At 72.9% G+C, this 19412-nt stretch carries 19 protein-coding genes; 12 read left to right on the top strand and 7 right to left on the bottom strand.

Features of this window, described 5'->3' with window-relative positions:
* Positions 1 to 70: 70 nt before the first annotated feature.
* The 3 genes from EW117_RS07020 to EW117_RS07010 all read right to left on the bottom strand — a co-directional run bounded on the left by EW117_RS07020 (position 71) and on the right by EW117_RS07010 (position 4264).
* Positions 71 to 1309: a DUF6596 domain-containing protein gene (locus tag EW117_RS07020; protein WP_129785108.1), complete on the bottom strand. Its 1239-nt coding sequence runs from the start codon at positions 1307 to 1309 to the stop codon at positions 71 to 73.
* Between the two features lie 6 nt (positions 1310 to 1315).
* On the bottom strand, positions 1316 to 1696 hold the full coding sequence (locus tag EW117_RS07015) for a YciI family protein (RefSeq protein ID WP_129785106.1): 381 nt from the start codon (positions 1694 to 1696) through the stop codon (positions 1316 to 1318).
* Between the two features lie 90 nt (positions 1697 to 1786).
* Positions 1787 to 4264 carry a DNA gyrase/topoisomerase IV subunit A gene (locus EW117_RS07010; protein ID WP_129785104.1) on the bottom strand — a complete coding sequence of 826 codons (2478 nt, stop codon included), beginning with the start codon at positions 4262 to 4264 and terminating at the stop codon, positions 1787 to 1789.
* A 150-nt stretch (positions 4265 to 4414) separates the two neighbouring features.
* Between EW117_RS07010 and EW117_RS07005 the strand changes: the two genes are divergently transcribed.
* The 5 genes from EW117_RS07005 to EW117_RS06985 are packed head-to-tail and all read left to right on the top strand — an operon-like array spanning position 4415 to position 10130.
* A complete protein-coding gene (locus tag EW117_RS07005; protein ID WP_129785102.1) occupies positions 4415 to 4870 on the top strand; it encodes a hypothetical protein in 456 nt (151 codons plus the stop codon).
* Positions 4871 to 4905: 35 nt separating this feature from the next.
* The gene (locus EW117_RS07000) at positions 4906 to 7665 is read left to right on the top strand and encodes a GNAT family N-acetyltransferase (RefSeq protein WP_422890391.1); all 2760 of its coding nucleotides are present in this window, start codon (positions 4906 to 4908) and stop codon (positions 7663 to 7665) included.
* 34 nt (positions 7666 to 7699) lie between these two features.
* The gene (locus EW117_RS06995) at positions 7700 to 8284 is read left to right on the top strand and encodes a DUF5998 family protein (RefSeq protein ID WP_129785100.1); all 585 of its coding nucleotides are present in this window, start codon (positions 7700 to 7702) and stop codon (positions 8282 to 8284) included.
* A complete protein-coding gene (locus tag EW117_RS06990) occupies positions 8281 to 9477 on the top strand; it encodes an alkaline phosphatase family protein (protein WP_129785098.1) in 1197 nt (398 codons plus the stop codon). Before EW117_RS06995 ends, EW117_RS06990 begins: the two co-directional genes overlap by 4 nt.
* An 8-nt stretch (positions 9478 to 9485) precedes the next feature.
* Positions 9486 to 10130: a thymidine kinase gene (locus EW117_RS06985; RefSeq protein ID WP_129785096.1), complete on the top strand. Its 645-nt coding sequence runs from the start codon at positions 9486 to 9488 to the stop codon at positions 10128 to 10130.
* 1 nt (position 10131) lies between these two features.
* Here EW117_RS06985 and sepH read toward each other — a convergent pair whose 3' ends face one another.
* A complete protein-coding gene (gene sepH, locus EW117_RS06980; RefSeq protein WP_129785094.1) occupies positions 10132 to 11313 on the bottom strand; it encodes a septation protein SepH in 1182 nt (393 codons plus the stop codon).
* A 120-nt stretch (positions 11314 to 11433) separates the two neighbouring features.
* Between sepH and EW117_RS06975 the strand changes: the two genes are divergently transcribed.
* Both EW117_RS06975 and EW117_RS06970 read left to right on the top strand, forming a co-directional pair.
* A complete protein-coding gene (locus EW117_RS06975; RefSeq protein WP_129785092.1) occupies positions 11434 to 12297 on the top strand; it encodes an inositol monophosphatase family protein in 864 nt (287 codons plus the stop codon).
* Positions 12298 to 12608: 311 nt separating this feature from the next.
* A complete protein-coding gene (locus tag EW117_RS06970) occupies positions 12609 to 12908 on the top strand; it encodes a DUF4193 domain-containing protein (RefSeq protein WP_116675819.1) in 300 nt (99 codons plus the stop codon).
* Between the two features lie 86 nt (positions 12909 to 12994).
* On the opposite strand, the gene EW117_RS06965 is transcribed toward EW117_RS06970, so the two are convergent.
* A complete protein-coding gene (locus EW117_RS06965) occupies positions 12995 to 13438 on the bottom strand; it encodes a DUF3093 domain-containing protein (RefSeq protein ID WP_129785090.1) in 444 nt (147 codons plus the stop codon).
* A gap of 36 nt (positions 13439 to 13474) precedes the next feature.
* Here EW117_RS06965 and dut point away from each other — a divergent pair, with 36 nt between their 5' ends.
* The 4 genes from dut (at position 13475) to EW117_RS06945 (ending at position 16003) form a co-directional block, all read left to right on the top strand.
* A complete protein-coding gene (gene dut, locus EW117_RS06960) occupies positions 13475 to 13951 on the top strand; it encodes a dUTP diphosphatase (RefSeq protein ID WP_242504130.1) in 477 nt (158 codons plus the stop codon).
* A gap of 140 nt (positions 13952 to 14091) precedes the next feature.
* On the top strand, positions 14092 to 14817 hold the full coding sequence (locus EW117_RS06955; RefSeq protein WP_129785088.1) for a DUF3710 domain-containing protein: 726 nt from the start codon (positions 14092 to 14094) through the stop codon (positions 14815 to 14817).
* Between the two features lie 15 nt (positions 14818 to 14832).
* Positions 14833 to 15213 (top strand): OB-fold nucleic acid binding domain-containing protein, encoded by a 381-nt coding sequence (locus EW117_RS06950; protein WP_129785086.1) that lies wholly within the window; start codon positions 14833 to 14835, stop codon positions 15211 to 15213.
* A 31-nt stretch (positions 15214 to 15244) separates the two neighbouring features.
* A complete protein-coding gene (locus EW117_RS06945; RefSeq protein WP_129785084.1) occupies positions 15245 to 16003 on the top strand; it encodes a DUF3159 domain-containing protein in 759 nt (252 codons plus the stop codon).
* Here EW117_RS06945 and EW117_RS06940 read toward each other — a convergent pair.
* On the bottom strand, positions 16000 to 16665 hold the full coding sequence (locus tag EW117_RS06940) for a potassium channel family protein (protein WP_129785082.1): 666 nt from the start codon (positions 16663 to 16665) through the stop codon (positions 16000 to 16002). The genes EW117_RS06945 and EW117_RS06940 overlap by 4 nt on opposite strands.
* Positions 16665 to 17318 carry a potassium channel family protein gene (locus EW117_RS06935; RefSeq protein WP_129785395.1) on the bottom strand — a complete coding sequence of 218 codons (654 nt, stop codon included), beginning with the start codon at positions 17316 to 17318 and terminating at the stop codon, positions 16665 to 16667. Before EW117_RS06935 ends, EW117_RS06940 begins: the two co-directional genes overlap by 1 nt.
* Positions 17319 to 17401: 83 nt before the next feature.
* On the opposite strand from EW117_RS06935, the gene EW117_RS06930 reads away from it, so the two are divergent.
* A complete protein-coding gene (locus tag EW117_RS06930) occupies positions 17402 to 19399 on the top strand; it encodes an APC family permease (RefSeq protein ID WP_129785080.1) in 1998 nt (665 codons plus the stop codon).
* Positions 19400 to 19412: the final 13 nt, after the last annotated feature.

The raw sequence follows: 19412 nt of genomic DNA, 5'->3' as shown, positions 1-19412 counted from the left end.
CGTCGTTCGGACGTGCTCGACGCAGTGCCCAGCCCACCGGAGTGGCACTCGCGGGAGACTCGGCCGGCTGCTACGCCGCGTACCGGCGGCAGAACTCTCGCAGCGGGCCGGCCGGGATCACGTCCAGGAGCTCGCGGTAGCGGCCGGCGGCCTCGTCGGTCCGTCCGGTGCGCCGGGCGAGGTCGGCCAGGGCGAGGCTCGCGTCCCGGGCGGCGTACGGGGGACCGTCCGCGACGAGGTCCTCGAGCTCGCGCTCGATCGGGTCGAGATCACGGCCGAGACCGCTGCCGTCGTCGTCACGCAGGGCGAGCCGGCCGAGCACGACCAGCCGCGCTACACGCGTCGCAGGCGAAGGCCAGACCTGCAGCAAAGCGTCGTAGAGCTGCGCGAGTCGCGACCAGTCCGTGCCGCCCGCATTCCGGGCCGAGGCGTGCACGCCGGAGATCGCGGCCTCCAGCGCGAAGCGGCCCGGCGTCCCCGTGCGAGCGATCGCCGCCGTGGCGTCGTCCAGGCCGGCGGACAGCAGCCGCTGGTCCCAGGCCGACCGGTCGACCTCATCGAGGGGCAGCGCCACGCCGTCGCGCACCCGGCCGGGGCGCCTGGCCAGGCCGAGGCGGCACACGGCGCGCAGGCCGATCACCTCGGAATCGTCCGGGTACTGGGCGGCCAGCGCCTCGGCGAGCGTCAGCGCGTCGCGGGCCGGGTCCTGTGTGGCGTCGGCGGGCTCCAGCCCGTCCCGCTGGCCCACGGTGAACAGACCGGCCACGCAGGCGAGCACCACGGGCAGCCGCCGGGCCCGCGCTGCGCCGTCGGGCACCGCGAACTCGCCGCGGGCTTTGGCCAGCGCGGACTTGGCGCGGGTGAGCCGGGCGGCGGCCGTCGCCTCGGCGATGCCGAGATGTCCCGCGATCTGCCGGATCGTGAGGCCGCAGACGACCCGCATCGCGAGGACGAGCTGCGCGCCCGGCGTGATGGCGTCGTCGCAAGCGACGAAGAGCAGGGCGAGACGGTCGTCGAGGTCGTCGCCCGGCTCGGTCGGCACGTCCACGGCGGCCACCTCCGGGCGCGCGAGCTGGGGCTGGATCCGCGTGAACACGGCCTGGTGCCGCACCGTGTCGAGCCAGGTCCGGCGCCCGACCTGGACGCACCAGCCCACGAGGTCGTCGATCACGCCGTCCGGCTGGGCCGCGGCGCGCGCGAACGCCTCCGCGGCGTACTCCTCACCGCTGTCCAGGCTGCGCGTGGTCACCGCGAGCGACCGCACCACCTGGGGCCAGGCGGTGCGGAACGCCGCGGGGTCGATCTGCACCGAAGCTCAGGAACCGAAGTTGTGGACCTTGCGCCACTCGATCACGTTGCCGGTGGGCACGAGGGCCGCGATCTTGCGTGCCGTGGCCTCGTCGCACTCGAACTGGTAGAAGCCGGTGATGACCTCGTTGGTGTCGGTGAACGGCGCGTCGGTGTAGACCGGCTCGGCACCGTCCTTGCCCGGCGCCACCCAGCCGCCGTACTTGGCGTTCTGCAGGGCCGCGGCGCCCGTCATCTTGACGCCGAGCTCTTCGACGGCCTGCATGAAGCGCCCGTGCGCGGCCATGTCAGGGTCCTCGGAAGGGTCCCGCCCTTTCAGGTTCTCCGGGAGGTAGGCGTCCGAGTTCCAGTCGTTCTCGCGGATCAGGAAGACCCAGTTGTCAGCCATGTCGAGCTCCTCGTTCTTGGAATGTTGACACGCCTTGGACGGGCGAGCGACGCCAGAATCGACAGCCTCGGCAGAACTGGTTTCGACGGATCAGCCGATCACCGCGACCGGCGCCGCGATCGGGGTGCCCGACCCGTCACGACGCTCGTCCACCTCGGGCAGCTCGACCGGCTGGCCGCCGGCGCCGAGCGCACGCGGGGGAGCAGCACCCACCCAGGCCAGGATGAGGCCGTCCTCACCCTTGAGCAGCCGCTGCGACCGCACACCACCGGTCGCGCGGCCCTTGCCCGGGTACAGCGCGAACGGCGTCACCTTGCCCGCGCCGGGCTCCACGCCCGGCAGCGAGTCGGCGGCGCCGGCGATCGTCACCACCGTGGCATCGACTCCGGCCGGTACCGCGCCGAAGAACACCACCTTCTTGTCGGCGCCCAGCTTGATACCCGTCATGCCGCCGGCGGCGCGCCCCTGCGGCCGGACGGCGGAGGCGGGGAAGTGCAGCAGCGACGAGTCGTCGGCGACGAAGACGAGCTCGTCGTCGTCGCTCACCACGGCCGCGCCCACCACGACGTCGCCGTCCTTGAGCGCGATGACAGGCCACTCGTCGCCCTTGGCGGGAGCGTCGGACGGCGCCACACGCTTGACGATGCCCTGCGCCGTGCCGACGGCGACCGTCGGGGCGTCGGGGCCGAGCGCGGTGACCGTCTGCACGGTCTCGCCGTGCTCCAGCTCCACGAGCTCGCTGACCGGGATGCCGCCGGACAGCGACGGCGCGCCGTCGGTCGGCGGCAGCGACGGGAGGTCCAGCACGGAGATGCGCAGCATGCGGCCCGCCGACGTCACGAGGCCCACCTGGCCCCGGGTGGTCGCGGTGGTGTCGCCCCGCAGGGCGTCATGCGCCGCGCGGTTCCCGTCGCGCGCCACCGGAGCGTCGTCGGGGAGGCGCGCCAGCAGGCCGGTCGCGGACAGCACCACGCGGGTCGGGAGGTCCTTGATCTGCAGGTCGATGGGTTCCACTGCCTTCTTGCGCCCGTTCGACGGGGCCACGGCCACCGAGCCCACGGACCCGCCGGCGGCGTCGAGCAGGACCGTGCGGCGCGGCGTGCCGTACGTCTTGGCGACCTCGCCCATCTCGGTGCTGACCACGCGGCGCAGCAGCTTCTCGTCGCCGAGGATCCGCTCCAGCTCGGCGATCTCGCGGCGCAGCTCCTCGGCCTCCTTCTCCAGCTCGATGCGGGAGAACTTGGTCAGCCGGCGCAGCTGCAGGTCCAGGATGTAGGACGCCTGCGGCTCGGACAGGTCGAAGATCTCGCGCAGCCGGTCGCGGGCGATGCCGGCGTCGTCGGACGACCGGATCACCTGGATGACCTCGTCGATGTCGACGATCGCGACGAGCAGGCCGTCCACCAGGTGCAGCCGCTCGAGGCGCTTGTCCAGGCGGTGCTGCGACCGGCGCCGCACCACGAGGATGCGGTGCTCCACCCACACGCGCAGCATCTCGACCAGGCCGAGGGTGCGCGGCTGGCCGTCGACCAGCGCCACGTTGTTGATGCCGAACGAGTCCTCCAGCGGCGTCACGCGGTACAGCTGCTCCAGCACGGCGTCCGGGTCGAAGCCCGTCTTGACCTCGATGACCAGGCGCAGCCCGTGCGTGCGGTCGGTGAGGTCCTGCACGTTGGTCACGCCCTGGATGCGCTTGGCCTTGACGCCGTCGGCGATCTTCTCGATCACCTTTTCCGGGCCCACGAGGTAGGGCAGCTCGGTGACGACGATGCCCTTGCGGCGCGGGGTGACGTTCTCGATCCGCGCGGTCGCCCGGGTGCGGAAGCTGCCGCGGCCGGTGCGGTACGCGTCGCGCACGCCCTCCAGGCCCACGATCTTGCCGCCCGTGGGCAGGTCCGGGCCGGGGACGAACCGCTGCAGGTCCTCCAGCGTGGCCTCGGGGTTCTTGATCAGGTGCTGCGCCGCGGAGACGACCTCGACGAGGTTGTGCGGCGCCATGTTCGTCGCCATGCCGACGGCGATGCCGGACGCGCCGTTGACCAGCAGGTTCGGGATCGCCGAGGGCAGCACCTCGGGCTGGGTGAGCTTGTTGTCGTAGTTCGGCACGAAGTCCACGACGTTCTCGTCGAGGCCCGTGGTCATCGCCATCGACGGCGCGGCCAGGCGCGCCTCGGTGTACCGGGGGGCGGCCGGGCCGTCGTCGAGCGAACCGAAGTTGCCGTGCCCGTCCACGAGCGGTAGCCGCAGCGAGAAGTCCTGCGCCAGGCGCACCAGCGCGTCGTAGATGGGGGCGTCGCCGTGCGGGTGGAGCTTTCCCATCACCTCGCCCACCACGCGCGACGACTTCACGTGCGCACGGTCGGGGCGCAGCCCCATGTCCGACATCATGTAGAGGATGCGGCGCTGCACCGGCTTGAGGCCGTCGCGCGCGTCCGGGAGGGCGCGGGAGTAGATGACGGAGTAGGCGTACTCGAGGAACGAGGCCTCCATCTCCGAGGCGACGTCGATGTCCACGACCTTCTCGTGGATCTCGCTCTCGTCGAGCGGCTGCGACGGCTTGCGCGCCATGGTTCGTGGGGCTCCTGGACTCTGGGGCGGATCGGACAGGCAAACCGTACCCCGCGCCACCCACACTCCGGTGGCACCTCGCTGGACGTCGGGCGAGGTCAAGGGCCGAGACATGTGCACTTTTCCCGGCGCACCTGGCACTATGCGGGTATGCCCGAATTGCCGCTGCTCAGCAGGTCAACCACCCTGCCGGGATGGCTGGTCCGCATCGGGCTCGCCTACGGAGTGGTCGGGCTCAGCGTGGTGCCCGTCCTGGTGCTCGGCGCGCTGGTGACCTGGTGGATGCAGTCCTGGCAGTGCGCCCAGCAGGAGTGGGGCTGCCTCGAGGAGGGCATCACCATGTGGGCGGGCCTGGCGGTGCTCGCCGCCGTGCTGCACGTGGTCGTCGCGATGCGGGTCGGGCTCGGCGTGGTGCACGGCCTGGTGGTCGTCGCCGTCGCCGCGGTGTCCGCGAACGTGGCGCCGGCGCCGGGCGCGTGGCTCCTGCTCGCGGCGGGGCCGGCGGTCGCGGCCATCCTGACGGCGTCGGGCCCGAACCGCCGGCAGCGGCTGGTGCTCGTGGGGTTCGCGGTGATGCTGCTCGTCGGCATGGTGCTGATCCGCTGACACCCTGGCGGGGCGCAGTCGTTAGCCTTGGTCCCGTGGACCAGCCAGGACGGGCCGACCGACCGGTGGGCACGGTGCGCCTGCCCTACTCGACCGAGTACCCGGTGGAGTGGGAGGCCGACGTCGTGCTGCGCGACGGGTCGACCACGCACGTGCGCCCGATCCGCCCCGAGGACGCCGACGCGCTCCAGCGCTTCCAGATGGCCCAGTCGGAGCGCTCGACCTACCTGCGGTTCTTCGCGGCGCTGCAGCGCATCCCGGACCGCTTGCTCACCCAGCTCGTCACCGTGGACCACGTGCGGCGGACGGCGCTGGTCGCCGTCCGGCCGGGCCCGGGCAGGGACGGCGCCGCCGGCGAGGACATCGTCGGCGTCGCGCGCTACGACGTGACCGACGACCAGCCCGGCCGCCGCACCGCCGAGGTCGCGTTCAACATCGCGGACGCGCTCCAGGGCCACGGCCTCGGCTCGGTCCTGCTGGAGCACATCGCCGCCGCGGCGCGCGAACGGGGCGTGCACCGGTTCATCGCCGAGGTGCTGCCCCAGAACCGCGCGATGCTCGGCGTGTTCCGGGAGGCGGGCTACGCCGTCGAGCAGCACCTGGACGACGGCGTCGTCACGGTGTCGATCGATCTCGACCCGACCGACCGGTCCCGGGAGGTCATGGCCGACCGCGAGCACCGCACCGAGGCCCGCTCGATGCAGGGGCTGCTCTCGGCTCGGCGCGTGCTGCTGGTGGGCCCCTCGGAAAACGGCACCGTCGACGAGCTCCTGGCTGCGCGCGTCCGCGAGGCCCACGCGACCGACCCCGGCGACACCGAGCTAAGGGTGCTCGGCGACGACGTGACGTGGGCAGACCTCGGAACCGGGGCGTCCTGGGACGTCGACCTCGCGGTGGTCGCCGCCCCGCCGGACGAGGTGATCGACGCCGTCCGGCGTCTGCGTGGCACGAGCGCGCGGGGCGTCGTCGTGCTGTCGGCGGGCTGGGCCGAGACGGGGCCGGACGGCGTCGCCCGCCGCCGCGAGCTGCTGCGCACCGCGCACGCCCAGGGCATGCGGGTGGTGGGGCCGGCGAGCTACGGCCTGCTCACCAACGTCCCGGGCGCCCGCCTGCGGGCGAGCCTCGCGCTGACCACCCCGAAGCCCGGCCGCGTCGGCCTGTTCAGCCAGAGCTCGCCCGTGGCGGTCACGGCCGCCGAGACGGTCAAGCGCCGCGGCCTGGGCCTGTCCACGCTGGTCTCCGCGGGGCACCGGGCGGACGTGTCCGGCAACGACGTCATGCAGTACTGGCAGGACGACCCGCACACCGACGTCGTCTGCCTGTACCTGGAGACGCTCGGCAACCCCCGCAAGTTCTCGCGGATCGCCCGGCGGCTGGCGCAGGTCAAGCCCGTGGTCGTGGTCGTGGCGGGCCGCCACGGCAGCGTGGTGCCGCCCGGGCACACGGTCCGCGCCACGCGCGCGCCGCGGCGGATGCTCGACGAGGTGCTGCGGCAGTCCGGCGTCATCCGCGCGGAGAACACGCACCAGCTGATGGACGTCGCGCAAGTGCTGGCGCACCAGCCGCTCCCGGCGGGCGGCCGGGTGGGGATCCTCGCCAGCTCGCCGTCGCTCGCGGCGCTCGTGGCCGACGCCGTCGCCGCGGCGGGCCTGACCGTCGTCAGGCCGCCGGAGCCGCTGTCCGCCGGCGCGCCCGACGACGAGATCGCCGCCGCCGTCGACGCCCTCTACGCGCCTGGCGCCTGCGACGCCGTGGTCGTGGTCTCCGTGCCCGTGGTGCTGCCGCGCACCGACGCGATAGCCCGGGCCGTGGCCGCCGCCGCGGCGCGCACCGGCCGCACCACCGTCGTCAGCGCGCTCGGCCTGCACGGCATGCCCGACGAGCTCGCGTCCGGCGACGTCCGCATCCCCGCCTTCTCGACGCCGGAGGACGCCGTCTGGGCCCTCGGCGAGGTGGTCCGCTACGCGCAGTGGCGCACCCAGGACCACGGGACGCCGGTCCGCCCGGCCCTGCGGGAGGGGCTGTCCGACGGCGCCGCGCGGGCCCAGGCCCGCACGCTCGTCGAGTCGCTGCTCGGTTCGCTGCCGGGTGACGCCCCCGACGGCATGGTCCTGGACCAGGCGGCCGCCACCGAGCTGCTGGCCTGCTACGGCCTGACCCTGTGGGGGTCGCGGAGCGTGCGCACGGCGGACGAGGCGGTCGCCGCCGCCGAGGAGCTGGGCTGGCCGGTCGCGCTCAAGATCGCCGCGCCCGCCCTGCGCCACCGGGCCGACCTGGGCGGCGTGCGCCTCGACATCGCCGACGCCGAGGACCTGCGCGAGGATGCCGAGCGGATGCTGGCCGCGGCGACGTCCCTGCTGCCGGCGCCCGACCCGGTGCTGGAGGTGCAGGCCATGGCGCCCACCGGCGTGGCCTGCGTGGTGCGGTCGGTCGAGGACGAGCTGTTCGGACCCGTCGTGTCGTTCGGCGTGGCGGGCGACGCCGTCGACCTGCTCGACGACGTGACCCACGGCGTGCCGCCGCTGACCGACGTCGACGTGGCGCGCATGGTGCGCGGTGTGCGCGCGGCTCCCCGGCTGTTCGGGTACCAGGGCGCGCCCGCCGCCGATGTCGCGGCGCTCGAGGACGTGCTCGCGCGCGTGTCGGTCATGGCGGAGGACCTGCCGGAGCTCGCGTCGCTGGAGCTGTACCCCGTGGCGGTCGCGGAGCACGGCGCGTCCGTGCTGCACGCGGTGATCCGGCTGCGGCCCGCGGAGCGCCGGACGGACGCACCGCGCCGGGCGCTGCCGGGCTAACGGCGAGAGGCCCTCTCGTGGGATGATTCCCCCTGTGCCCCATGCCCCTACCGATGCCCGTGATGACCTGACCGCCCACCTGCACCGGGCCGGCTACTACCCGGAGCTCGTCGCGGACGTGCTCGATGTGGCGCTGGCCGACGAGGAGGTGGTGGCCCACCTCGTGCAGGCGGAGACGACCTTCGACTCGGAGGTGCGCCGGCACCTCACGGTCCTGGTGCTGACGCCGACCCGCCTGGTCACCGCCCACGTGGACGACCACTCGGGGGAGGACCCCGCCCGGCCCGGCTCCGCGTCGGCGACCACCGAGGTGGTGCCGGTGCGCGAGATCCGCTCCGTGGCGCTCACCCACGTGATCGCGGACCCGGAGCGCTACCCGCGCGCGGGCGCGACCCGCGAGGTCACGCTCGCGATCGGCTGGGGCGCCGTGTCCCGCGTCGACCTGGAGCCCGCCACCTGCGTGGACCCGAACTGCACGGCGGACCACGGCCTGACCGGCCAGGTGACACCCGACGACGTGGTGGTCCGGGTCTCCGGCGAGGCCGAGGGGAACGACGCCGTCCGGGCCGCCGTCGACTTCGCCCGTGCCCTGTCCAGGGCCACGTCCGCGCCGAAGTGACGGCACTGAACCTCCCCGACGGTCTGGTCGCGCCGACGTACGACACGACGAGCCTGGCCGCGGTGATGCCGGCGGTGGCCGGCGCGCTGGGCCATGACCTCACCACGGCCACCGGCCTCACCGCGGCCCACTGCCGCGATGCCCTCGGCCTGCCCGACGCCGAGCACGTGGTCGTCGTGCTGGTGGACGGCCTCGGGATCCGCAACCTCGCCGAGCGCGGTGGCCACGCGCCGTTCCTGCGCGGGCTCCTGCGGGAGCGGGACGCGCAGGCCGCCACCCTGACCTCCAGCTTCCCGTCCACCACGGCCGCCGGCCTGAGCATCCTCGGCACGGGCACGGCTCCCGGCCGCACGGGCATGCTCGGCTACACGCAGCGCAACCCGGCGACGGGCCACCTGGCCGCGGTGGTGCAGTGGAAGGACCTGGGCGACCCGGCCGACGTGCAGCGCGAGCCGACGGTGTTCGAGACGCTCGCCGCGGCCGGCACCCGGGTCACGGCCACCGGCCCGCGCAAGTTCGCCGGGTCCGGCATGACCCAGGCCGCGCTGCGCGGCCCGGTCTACGTGGCCGCCGAGACGTTCGAGCAGCGCGTCGACGCCACCGTGGCCGCCCTGCGGGAGCGGGGCACCGCGGGGCAGCGCCTCGTCTACCTGTACCAGGGCGAGGTCGACAAGATCGGCCACAGCCACGGCTGGGACTCCTGGCAGTGGGGCGACGCGCTGGAGTCCACCGACCGCGAGCTGCGCAGCCTGCTGCGCCGGGTCCCGCGCGGCACGCTCGTGCTGGTCACGGCCGACCACGGCCAGATCAAGGCGGACCTGACGACCCAGTGGGACGTCGCCTCCGACCCCGTGCTGCATCCCGGCGTCGTGCTGGTCGGCGGTGAGCCGCGCGCCCTGCACGTGTACACGGACGAGGGCACCGACCCGGCGGACGTCGCCCTGCGGTGGGCCGAGCGGCTGGGCGACCACGCCGTCGTCGTGCGGCGGGAGACGGCCGTCGCTGACGGCTGGTTCGGGCCCGTCGCCGAGCACGTGCTGCCCTCGATCGGCGACGTCGTGGTCGCGATGACCGGCGCCGCCACCGTCGTCGACTCCCGGGTGCACTCCGCGGACGCCCGGGCGCTGCCCGGCGTGCACGGCTCCCTGACCCCCCACGAGATGCTCGTGCCCATGCTGACCGCAGTCGCCTAGGGGGAACCGTGGCCGAGCTCGTCTTCTTCTCCGGGACCATGGACTCCGGAAAGTCCACCCTCGCCCTCCAGACGGACCACAACTACCGCGCCCGCGGGCGCGAGGGGCTCATCTTCAGCCGGGGCGACCGCGCGGGTGAGTCCCGGGTCTCCAGCCGGCTGGGGCTCGAGGTGGCGGCCCACGAGGTCACCGACACCACCGACTTCTGGGCCGAGATCAGCGGCCGGATCGCCGGCGGCGAGGCCGTGGACTACCTGGTGTGCGACGAGGCGCAGTTCTACTCGCCCGGGCAGGTGGAGCAGCTGGCCCGGCTCGTGGACGAGATGGAGATCGACATCTTCGCGTTCGGCATCACCACCGACTTCCGCACCAGGCTCTTCCCCGGCTCGGCCCGCCTCATCGAGCTCGCCGACCGGATCGAGGTGCTCCAGGTGCAGTCGCTCTGCTGGTGCGGTGCGCGCGCCACGCTCAACGCGCGCACCGTCGACGGCGTCATGGTCACCGAGGGCGAACAGGTGGTGATCGGCGATGTCGGCGAGCGCGAGACCCCGGCCGAGGTGGCTTACGAGGTGCTGTGCCGCCGCCACCACATGCGGCGGATGACGGCGCTCACCGCGCGGCGGCGGTCCGCCCACGAGTCGCTCTGGAGCTGAGCTAGACCTCCGGGCGCGAGCCGAACACGATCTCGTCCCAGCTCGGCACCTGCGCGCGCGACTTGCGGCCGCGCTTGGCCGCCGGGCGCTTGGGCGGCGCCTGCTCGGCCGGCTTCTCCGGCGGCTTGTCGGGCTCGGGCCTGGGCGCCGGGTTGTCGGTGGCCGTGGGCTCGTCCGCCGGGCGCGGGTCCGGGTCCGGCTTCTGCTCGGCGCTCGGCGCCCGGTCCGGGATCTCCCACTGGCTGGGACCCTCCCAGTCCAGGTCGGCGGGGGAGTCGGGCACCTTCACCGACGGCATCTTGGGGCGCGACCCGCCGCGCCGCGCGCCGATGTCGACGACGGCGGCGGACGGCTCCGCGGCGGGTTCGGGCTCGGGCGCCGGGTCCGGGGGTGCGTCGCGGCCGTCCGTGCGGCCGTCCAGGTCGTCGAGCTCCAGCAGGTCCGACACCTCGGCGTCCGGGATGGAGCGCCGGGCGGGCCGCTGGCCGCGGCGTTCCGACAGGTTGTCGAGCAGCAGGTCCGTGTCGTCGGGCTCGGGCGGCCGCGGGCGGGACGGGTGCTGGTTGCTCCGGTGCGGCGGCAGCGTGGACACGCCGGCGAGCGCCGGGCCGCCGTCGTCCTCCGGGAGCCCGAGCCAGCGCGCCTCGTCGTCGAGCGCCGTCACGAAGCCGCCGCGCGGTTCCAGGGACCAGCGGGCGACCCGCGGCCGGTCGGCGGCGGTGAACTCGACCTGCACGATCCAGGGGTGGGTGCCCTCGCGGGTGGCGGTCCACCGGGCGTCGTCGGGGCGGACGCCGCGCGAGCGCAGCCGCTCGTCGGCGACCTCGCCCAGGGTGGTGGCGCCGTCGTCATCGGTCAGGACGGCCTTGGCCCGGACCCGGGAGATCGAGTGCTCACGCTCGGAGATCACCGGGTACTCGAACCGGCGCACGTGGTCGATCGGCAGGCCGGAGGCCTCGGCGAGCTCCTCGCAGGTCTCGCCCGCGCGCAGGCGCGCCTGGATCTCGCGGGGGCGCAGCGCCGACTCCTCCTGGGCGCGGATCGACTCCATGCGCGGTCGGTCACCACGGATAGCGGCACGCAGGGCATCGGTGATGGGCAGGGTGCTCTGGGCGCCGTCGCGCGCGACGAGGACGAGTCGTTCACCGTCCTCGTGCAGCCGTACCAGCTCCAGCTCGTCCATGCCAGTCCTCCCGGGGTAGTCCTGTGAGGCGAGCCTGCCACCGCGCGGCGGTCGCGCGGCGCAGGCGCGTCGGTGTGCCGCGGGATAGTGGCCCGTAGGCGCTTGCGGCAGGATGGGTGCGTGATCTCACCCGCACTGCCCGAGCTGCCCGACGGCGTCACCGTCACCGCCCTCCGCGACCTCGCCGTCCGCCTCGCGACAGCAGCGGGTGCTCTGGTACGTGAGGGTAGACCGGACCGCGTGGTGGTCGCGGCCACCAAGTCGAGCGAGGTGGACCCGGTGACCGTCATGGACCGCGCCTCCGAGGACCTGCTGCGCGAGATCATCGCCGCCGAGCGGCCCGACGACGCGATCCTGGGCGAGGAGGGCGACGACGTCGCCGGCACCAGCGGCCTCACCTGGGTCCTCGACCCGATCGACGGCACGGTGAACTACCTGTACGGGGTGGCCTCCTGGGCCGTGTCGGTGGCCGTGGTGGCCGGCCCGCCCGAGCCCGGTGCGTGGACCGTGCTGGCCGGCTGCGTGCACAGCGTGGCGGACGGGCGTACCTGGTCGGCCGGGCTCGGCGAGGGCGCCACCCGCGACGGCGAGCCGATCCGGGTGGGTGCCGCGGCGTCCCTCGGCACCTCGCTGGTCGGCACGGGCTTCGGGTACGACGCCGGACGCCGCGCCCACCAGGCCCAGGTGCTCACCCAGGTGCTGCCGAAGATCCGCGACATCCGGCGGCTCGGCTCCGCGGCGATCGACCTGTGCCTGCTCGCGGACGGTTCGATGGACCTGTACTACGAGCGCGGGCTGAACCCGTGGGACATGGCCGCCGGCGTGGTGGTGGCCACCGAGGCGGGCGCCGTCGTGACCGGTCTGCGGGGCGGTCCCGCGGGTAATGCGATGACGGTGGCGGGTCGGCCCGAGCTCGTCGCGCAGCTTGCCGAGATCCTCGAGGCGGCCGACGCGGACGGGGCGGGAACCGACGAGATCGGGTGATCTTTTTTTCTGACACACCCCCGAGAGAGCCCTCACCCCTGATGGGGGTCCAAAGGCGATTATCCGGGCGTTGATGCAGGTCAGAGCGTACGTGACCGGGGTTACACCCGCAGATGTAGCGCGCCTGACAGAAATGGTGCACAATCCGTGGGCCGACTCGGGAACAAATCCGGGGCCGTGTGCATTATCTGCGCGTACACCCGTAACGGACGCCGTTCGACGGCGCTTGCGGTGACCCGGCCGGGGCGGCGTCGAATCCCCGGATGACCCGAAACCTTCCGGCGCGACCACCTACCGACGGAGAACACCACATGGCAACTGACTACGACGCCCCACGTAAGACCGATGAGGATGTCGAGCAGGATTCGATCCAGGAGCTGCAGGCACGTCGTTCTGACAAGTCCTCGGGCGTTGTGGACGAGGACGAGACCGAGGCGGCCGAGGGCTTCGAGCTCCCGGGCGCGGACCTGTCCGGCGAGGAGCTCGCAGTGCGCGTGCTGCCGCGTCAGGCGGACGAGTTCACGTGTTCCAGCTGCTTCCTCGTGCACCACCGCAGCCAGCTGGCCTACGAGAAGGCCGGCCAGATGATCTGCACGGAGTGCGCTGCCTGATCCACCAGGCCTTCGGCACTGACGACACGACCGGGCTGTCATGCGATGCGTGGCAGCCTTCGTCGTGTCCGGGTCAGGCTCTCAGCTCAGTTCCGCAGAGCCTGCACCAGCAGCTCCGGACGGCGCGTGGAGACGAGCCAGTAGGGGGTCGGGTCGGCGGGGTCGTCGAGCGCGACCCGCACCCCGGTACGGGCCCACGCGCGCAGGCACACGTAAGCCCGGGCGTCGAGCCCCGGGCCCAGCTCGTGCCGCATGGCGGCGACGTCGAGCGCCTCGGCAGGCCCGAGCAGCGTGACCGGGACACGGGCGTTCCCGGCGCGCAGGACGCCGTCGGACACCTCCACGACGGGGGAGGTCGCCGCCAGGGCGACCGCCGACCCCACGCACACCAGCAGCCCTGCGACGATCCCCGCCGCCGCGTGCACCGGCCACAGCGCGATCGCCGCGATGGCGCCCAGACCGACCGTGCCGAGCCAGCCACCGGGACCGGGCAGGAGACGCTCGTGGAACGTGAGGGTGGTCGCCGTCATGGGGACATCATCCCAGAGGTGGCGTACTCTTCCGGCGTGCCCACCCCTGTGCCAACCGACGACGGCAGCACGGTCGACGTGCTGATCAGCCTCCTCGACGACGTTCCCGCACCCCACTACGCGCACCCCGGCGACGCCGGCGCCGACCTGGTGACCACGGTCGACGTCGAGATCCCGCCCCAGGGCCGGGTGGTGGTGCCTACGGGAGTCTCGATAGCGCTGCCCGACGGCTACGCGGCGTTCGTGAACCCCAGGTCCGGCCTGGCGGCGAAGCACGGCGTCACGATAGTGAACGCGCCGGGCACGGTTGACGCGGGCTACCGCGGCGAGATCAAGGTCATCCTGCTCAACACCGACCCCACCGAGGCGGTGAAGCTCGCCCGGGGCGACCGGGTGGCGCAGCTCGTGATCCAGAAGGTCGAGCGGGCCCGGTTCCTGGTCGCCGAGACCCTGCCCGGCTCGCACCGTGGCGACGGCGGCTTCGGCTCCAGCGGCGGTTTCGCGGGGCGCTGAACGCCCGGGACCTAGCCGTCCCGACTTCCGTACCGGCTCTGCCCCGGACGGGTCTAGGCTATAAGTAACGAGTGGATAACGCTGCTGTGCGCTGCGATCGCGTGCGCACGCAGCCGGACGAACTACGAAGGAGCGTGGCTGTGGGTCTGTTCAGCCGACGAGGCACGGCGAATGAGCCCGCCCCGGTCGAGTGGGCGTCGGTGGAGGCCGAGCAGCAGAAGCGGCCGCACGGGCCGTTCGACCGGTCGCAGGTGGGCGAGATGGGCCCGCGCGTCGACCTCGGTGCCATCTGGCTGCCGGTGATGCCGGGCCTCGAGCTTCGCATGGAGATCGACAAGAAGACGCAGAAGGTGACCGGGGTGACGGCCGCGCTGGAGGGGTCGAACCTCCAGATACAGGCCTTCGCCGCGCCGCGCACCGAGGGCATCTGGGACGAGATCCGGCACGAGATCGCGCAGTCCGTGAGCGGGCAGGGCGGGATCGTCGACGACGTGCCCGGCGTGTTCGGGCGCGAGCTGCTGGTCCGGATGCCGGTCAAGGGCCCGGAGGGGCAGTCCGGGCAGCGGCCCGCGCGGTTCATCGGGGTGGACGGGCCGCGATGGTTCATCCGCGGCGTGCTCGCGGGCAAGGCGGCGCTCGACGCCGAGGCGGCCAAGGCGCTGGAGTCCGTGTTCGCGAACATCGTGGTGGTCCGCGACCAGAGCCCGCGACCGCCCCGTGACCTGCTGCCCCTGGCGCTGCCGAAGTCGGCGCGCAAGGATGATGCACAGTCGGCGGCGCCCGCTGCCGGCCCGGCGGACGCGGTACCGCAGATGTCCGACATCGACCCGCTGCGTCGCGGCCCCGAGATCACTCAGATCGGCTGAGGAAGTGAATCGCTGATGACGCTGCGCTCGGCGCTGGCGTCCCGCATCCGCGAGACGCTCGCGTCCAACGAGCAGGTCCAGGACACCGAGGAGCGTGCCGACGCCTCCCGGAACGTGGGCTGTACGGCCGTCGCGTCCGTGCCGGTCCGCAGCCGCGGCAAGATCGCGGGCGTGCTGCGCTCGGTGGTGCTGCGCCCCCGCGAGGGCGTGCCCGCGCTGGAGGCCGAGCTGTTCGACGGCTCCGGCGCCCTTGACCTCGTGTGGCTCGGGCGGCGGACCATCGACGGCATCGAGCCCGGCCGTCGCATCCGCGTCGAGGGCATGGTGTGCGACGTCGACGGGCGCCGCACCATGTTCAACCCGCGCTACGAGCTCCGGCCCCGGCCGGGTGAATGAGCACCCCGGCGAGCACGGCACAATAAACCCCATGAGCGAACCAGCACGTCCTGACGTGCCCCCGCAGCCCGGCCAGCAGTCCCATCCGGCCCCCGCGCGCGGGGTGCGCGCCCTCACCGGCGAGGAGTTCTCCGCGGCTCAGGCGGTGGGCGGGGTGCGCGGCCTGGTGGAGGCGGTGCTGCCCGGCCTGGTGTTCGTGGTCGCATTCGTGATCTTCACGGACCTGACCGTTCCACTGATCGCTTCGGTGGTCTCGGCGCTGGTGCTCGTCGTGGCGCGGCTGGTGCAGGGCACGCCCGTCACCCAGGCGCTGGGTGGCCTGCTCGGTATCGCGATCGGCGTGGTGTGGGCGTGGCGGTCCGGTGAGGCCGAGAACTACTACGCGGGCGGCCTCCTGCTCAACGCGGGCTACCTCGTGGTGCTGCTCGCGACCATCCTCGTGCGCCGCCCCGCCGTCGGCTACGTCGTGGAGGCACTGCGCGCCGGCCTGACGCCGGAGGCCGTGAAGGCCGAGGCGAACCGGGCCCCCGACGACGAGGCGCCGTCGGTGTTCGCCGCGCTGACCGCCTGGCGGGACGACCCGGCGAAGATGCGTACCTACGCCATCGCCACCTGGCTCTGGGTGGGCCTGTTCGCCGTGCGCCTCGCGGTGAAGGTGCCGCTGTTCTACCTGGGCTACATCGGCTGGCTCGGCACGTTCCACCTGGTGCTGGGCGTGCCGCTGTGGGCGCTCGTGCTGTACCTGACGTGGTACGTCGTGCGCCGGCCCCGGGTGGGCGCAGCGGCCTAGCCCTTCGGCACGAGCAGCTTCTGGAGGGCGTCGGTGTCGGCGTCGTCACCGGCGACCAGCAGCAGCTCGTCGCCGGCCTCCAGGGTGTCGTCCGGGCTGGGCACCAGGGGGCGGCCGTCGCGCACGATCGTCGAGAGCGTGACGTCGGCCGGCCACACGACCCGGCCCACGCGCGTCCCGGCGACGCGGGAGTCGGCGGGCAGGGTGAGCTCGAGCAGGTCGGCGTGCGACTGGCTGAAGCTGAAGATCTTCACGAGGTCGCCCACCGCGACGGCCTCCTCGACCATCGCGGTCATGATGCGCGGCGTCGAGACCGCGACGTCCACGCCCCACGACTGGTCGAACATCCACTCGTTCTTCGGGTTGTTCACCCGCGCGACGGTGCGCGGCACCCCGAACTCGGTCTTGCCCAGCAGCGAGAACACGAGGTTCACCTTGTCGTCGCCCGTGGCACCGACGACGACGTCGGCCTGTTCCATCTCGGAGGCCTCCAGCGCGGGCAGCTCGCACGCGTCGGCGAGCACCCACTCCGCCTCGGGCACCTGCGAGACCCGCATGGCAGAGGCGTTCTTGTCGATCAAGGTGACCTCGTGGTCGTGGCTCAGCAGCTCGCGGGCGATCGAGCGGCCCACCGAGCCGGCTCCTGCGATGACTACGCGCATCAGTCCTCCTCGGCGGGCGGGGCGGCGGTGAGGATCCGCTCGACGTCGGCGGAGGCGTCAGCCGTCATGAGCAGGTGCAGCACGTCGTTCTCCTGGAGCACGAGGTCCGGCGTGGGGAGCACCGCCGAGGTGTATCGCGTGACGAACGCGACTCGCGCGCCGGTGGCGGCCTCGACGTTGAGCACGGGCCGGCCCACCCAGCGCCGGTGGTAGTCGATCTGCGCGAGCCGGACCGTACCCGACGGGTCGCGGTACTCGTCGGTGGAGCCCAGCGGCAGCATGCGGCGCAGCACCTGGTCGGCGGTCCAGCGCACCGTGGCGACGGTCGGGATGCCCAGGCGCTGGTAGATCTCGGCGCGGTGCGGGTCGTAGATCCGGGCCACGACGTTGTCCACGCCGTAGGTCTCGCGCACCACGCGGGCCGACAGGATGTTCGAGTTGTCGCCGTCGGACACCGCGGCGAACGCGTACGCGTCCTCGATCCCGGCCTGGACGAGCATGTCCCGGTCGAAGCCGACGCCGGTGACCTTCTTGCCCGAGAAGTCCGCGGGCAAGCGCCGGAACGCGTCCGGATTCTGATCGATGATGGCCACGGAGTGCCCGCGGCTCTCGATCTCCTGGGCAAGGCTGGAGCCCACTCGGCCGCAGCCCATGATCACGAAGTGCACGGACGGAACGCTACCGCGACCTGGGCCCGGTGCGCTGTGCGTCAACACTGGGCATAGAGTCTTCCAACGTGTCGGACATCGTCGATGCGGCCAAACGACTCCTCGTCGGCCGCCCCAAACGTAGCGAGAGCTTGGGCCGCACCCTGCTGCCCAAGCGGATCGCTCTGCCCGTGTTCGCATCGGACGCGCTGTCGTCGGTCGCCTACGCGCCGGACGAGATCCTGCTGACCCTCTCGCTGGCCGGGATCGCGGCCATGGCCTTCTCGCCATGGGTCGGTCTCGTCGTGGTCGCGGTGCTGCTCATCGTGGTCGCGTCCTACCGCCAGAACGTGCGCGCCTACCCGTCGGGCGGCGGTGACTACGAGGTCGCCACCACCAACCTGGGCCGGACGGCGGGCATCGGCGTCGCCTCGGCGCTGCTCGTCGACTACGTGCTCACCGTGGCCGTGTCGATCTCGTCGGCGGCCCACTACGCGTCGTCGGCCATCCCCGGGCTGCGCGGGTACGAGGTGCTCGCCGCCGTCGGGGCGATCTCGGTGCTCACCCTCTTCAACCTGCGCGGCGTCCGGGAGTCGGGCACTGCGTTCGCGATCCCGACCTACTGCTACATGGCGGTCGTCGGTGCCCTGGTCGTGACCGGCGCCGTCCGCTACTTCGCGGGGAACCTACCGAAGGCCGAGAGCTCGGAGTTCGAGCTGGTGGGAGAGGCAGCGTTCGACCAAGGACTGGTCGGCATCGCTGGTGCGTTCCTCCTGGCCCGCGCGTTCGCGTCGGGCTGCGCGGCCCTGACCGGCGTCGAGGCGATCAGCAACGGGGTGCCCGCCTTCCGCAAGCCCAAATCGCGCAACGCGGCGACGACGCTGCTGCTGCTCGGCGCCATCTCCTCGACGATGATCATCTCGATCCTGCTGCTGGCCCAGGCCACCGGCGTCCGCTTCGCCGAGAACCCGCACGACCAGCTCCTGGTGAACGGTGAGCCGGTCTCCACCGACTACGTGCAGATCCCCGTGATCGGCCAGCTCGCCGAGGCCGTGTTCTCCGGCTTCCCCCCGGCCTTCTACGCCGTCTCCGCCGTCACCGGCCTCATCCTGGTCCTCGCCGCGAACACGGCGTTCAACGGGTTCCCCGTGCTGGGCTCGATCCTCGGGCGCGACGGCTACCTGCCGCGCCAGCTGCACACCCGCGGCGACCGGCTCGCCTTCTCGAACGGCATCGTGACCCTCGCGATCGCGGCGATCGTCCTGATCGTCGCGTTCGACGCCTCGACCACGCGCCTCATCCAGCTCTACATCGTGGGCGTGTTCGTCTCGTTCACGCTGTCCCAGCTCGGCATGCTGCGGCACTGGACACGTGAGCTGCGCACCGAGCCCAACCCCGTCGTGCGCGGCCGGATGAAGCGCTCGCGCGTGGTCAACGGCATCGGGTTCGGCTTCACCGGCACCGTCCTGATCATCGTGCTGGTGACCAAGTTCACCCACGGCGCGTGGATCACGCTGCTCGCGATGGGCGTGCTGTTCGTCCTCATGCGGGGGATCCGGAAGCACTACGACGGGGTGCGCGACGAGCTGGCGCTGGACGACGTCTCCGCCGCGCGCTCGCTGCCGAGCCGCGTGCACGCCATCGTGCTGGTCTCCAAGGTGCACAAGCCGACCATGCGGGCGGTGGCCTACGCGCGAGCCGCACGGCCCAACGTGCTCGAGGCCGTCACCGTCGGCGTGGACCGCGAGGAGATCGAGGGGCTCGTGGCCGAGTGGGAGGCGCTCGACCTGCCCGTCCCGCTGCGCATCCTCGACTCGCCGTTCCGCGAGATCACGCGGCCGGTGCTGAAGTACGTGCGGTCGGTGCACCGGGAGTCGCCGCGCGACCTGGTGATCGTCTACATCCCCGAGTATGTGGTCGGTCACTGGTGGGAGCAGCTGCTGCACAACCAGTCGGCGCTGCGGCTCAAGGGCAGTCTCCTGTTCACACCCGGTGTCGTGGTGGCGTCGGTGCCCTGGCAGCTCGCCTCGTCGCGGGGCCAGACCGGCCTTGAGGACGACACCTTCATCCGCGGCAGGCGGATCTGACCGGCGGGCAAGG

This window comes from Promicromonospora panici, assembly GCF_900608595.1.
In the GTDB taxonomy this organism is placed as follows: domain Bacteria; phylum Actinomycetota; class Actinomycetes; order Actinomycetales; family Cellulomonadaceae; genus Promicromonospora; species Promicromonospora panici.
The sequence above is the reverse complement of the archived record's forward strand: the minus strand, read 5'-3'. Positions and strand labels throughout refer to the sequence as shown.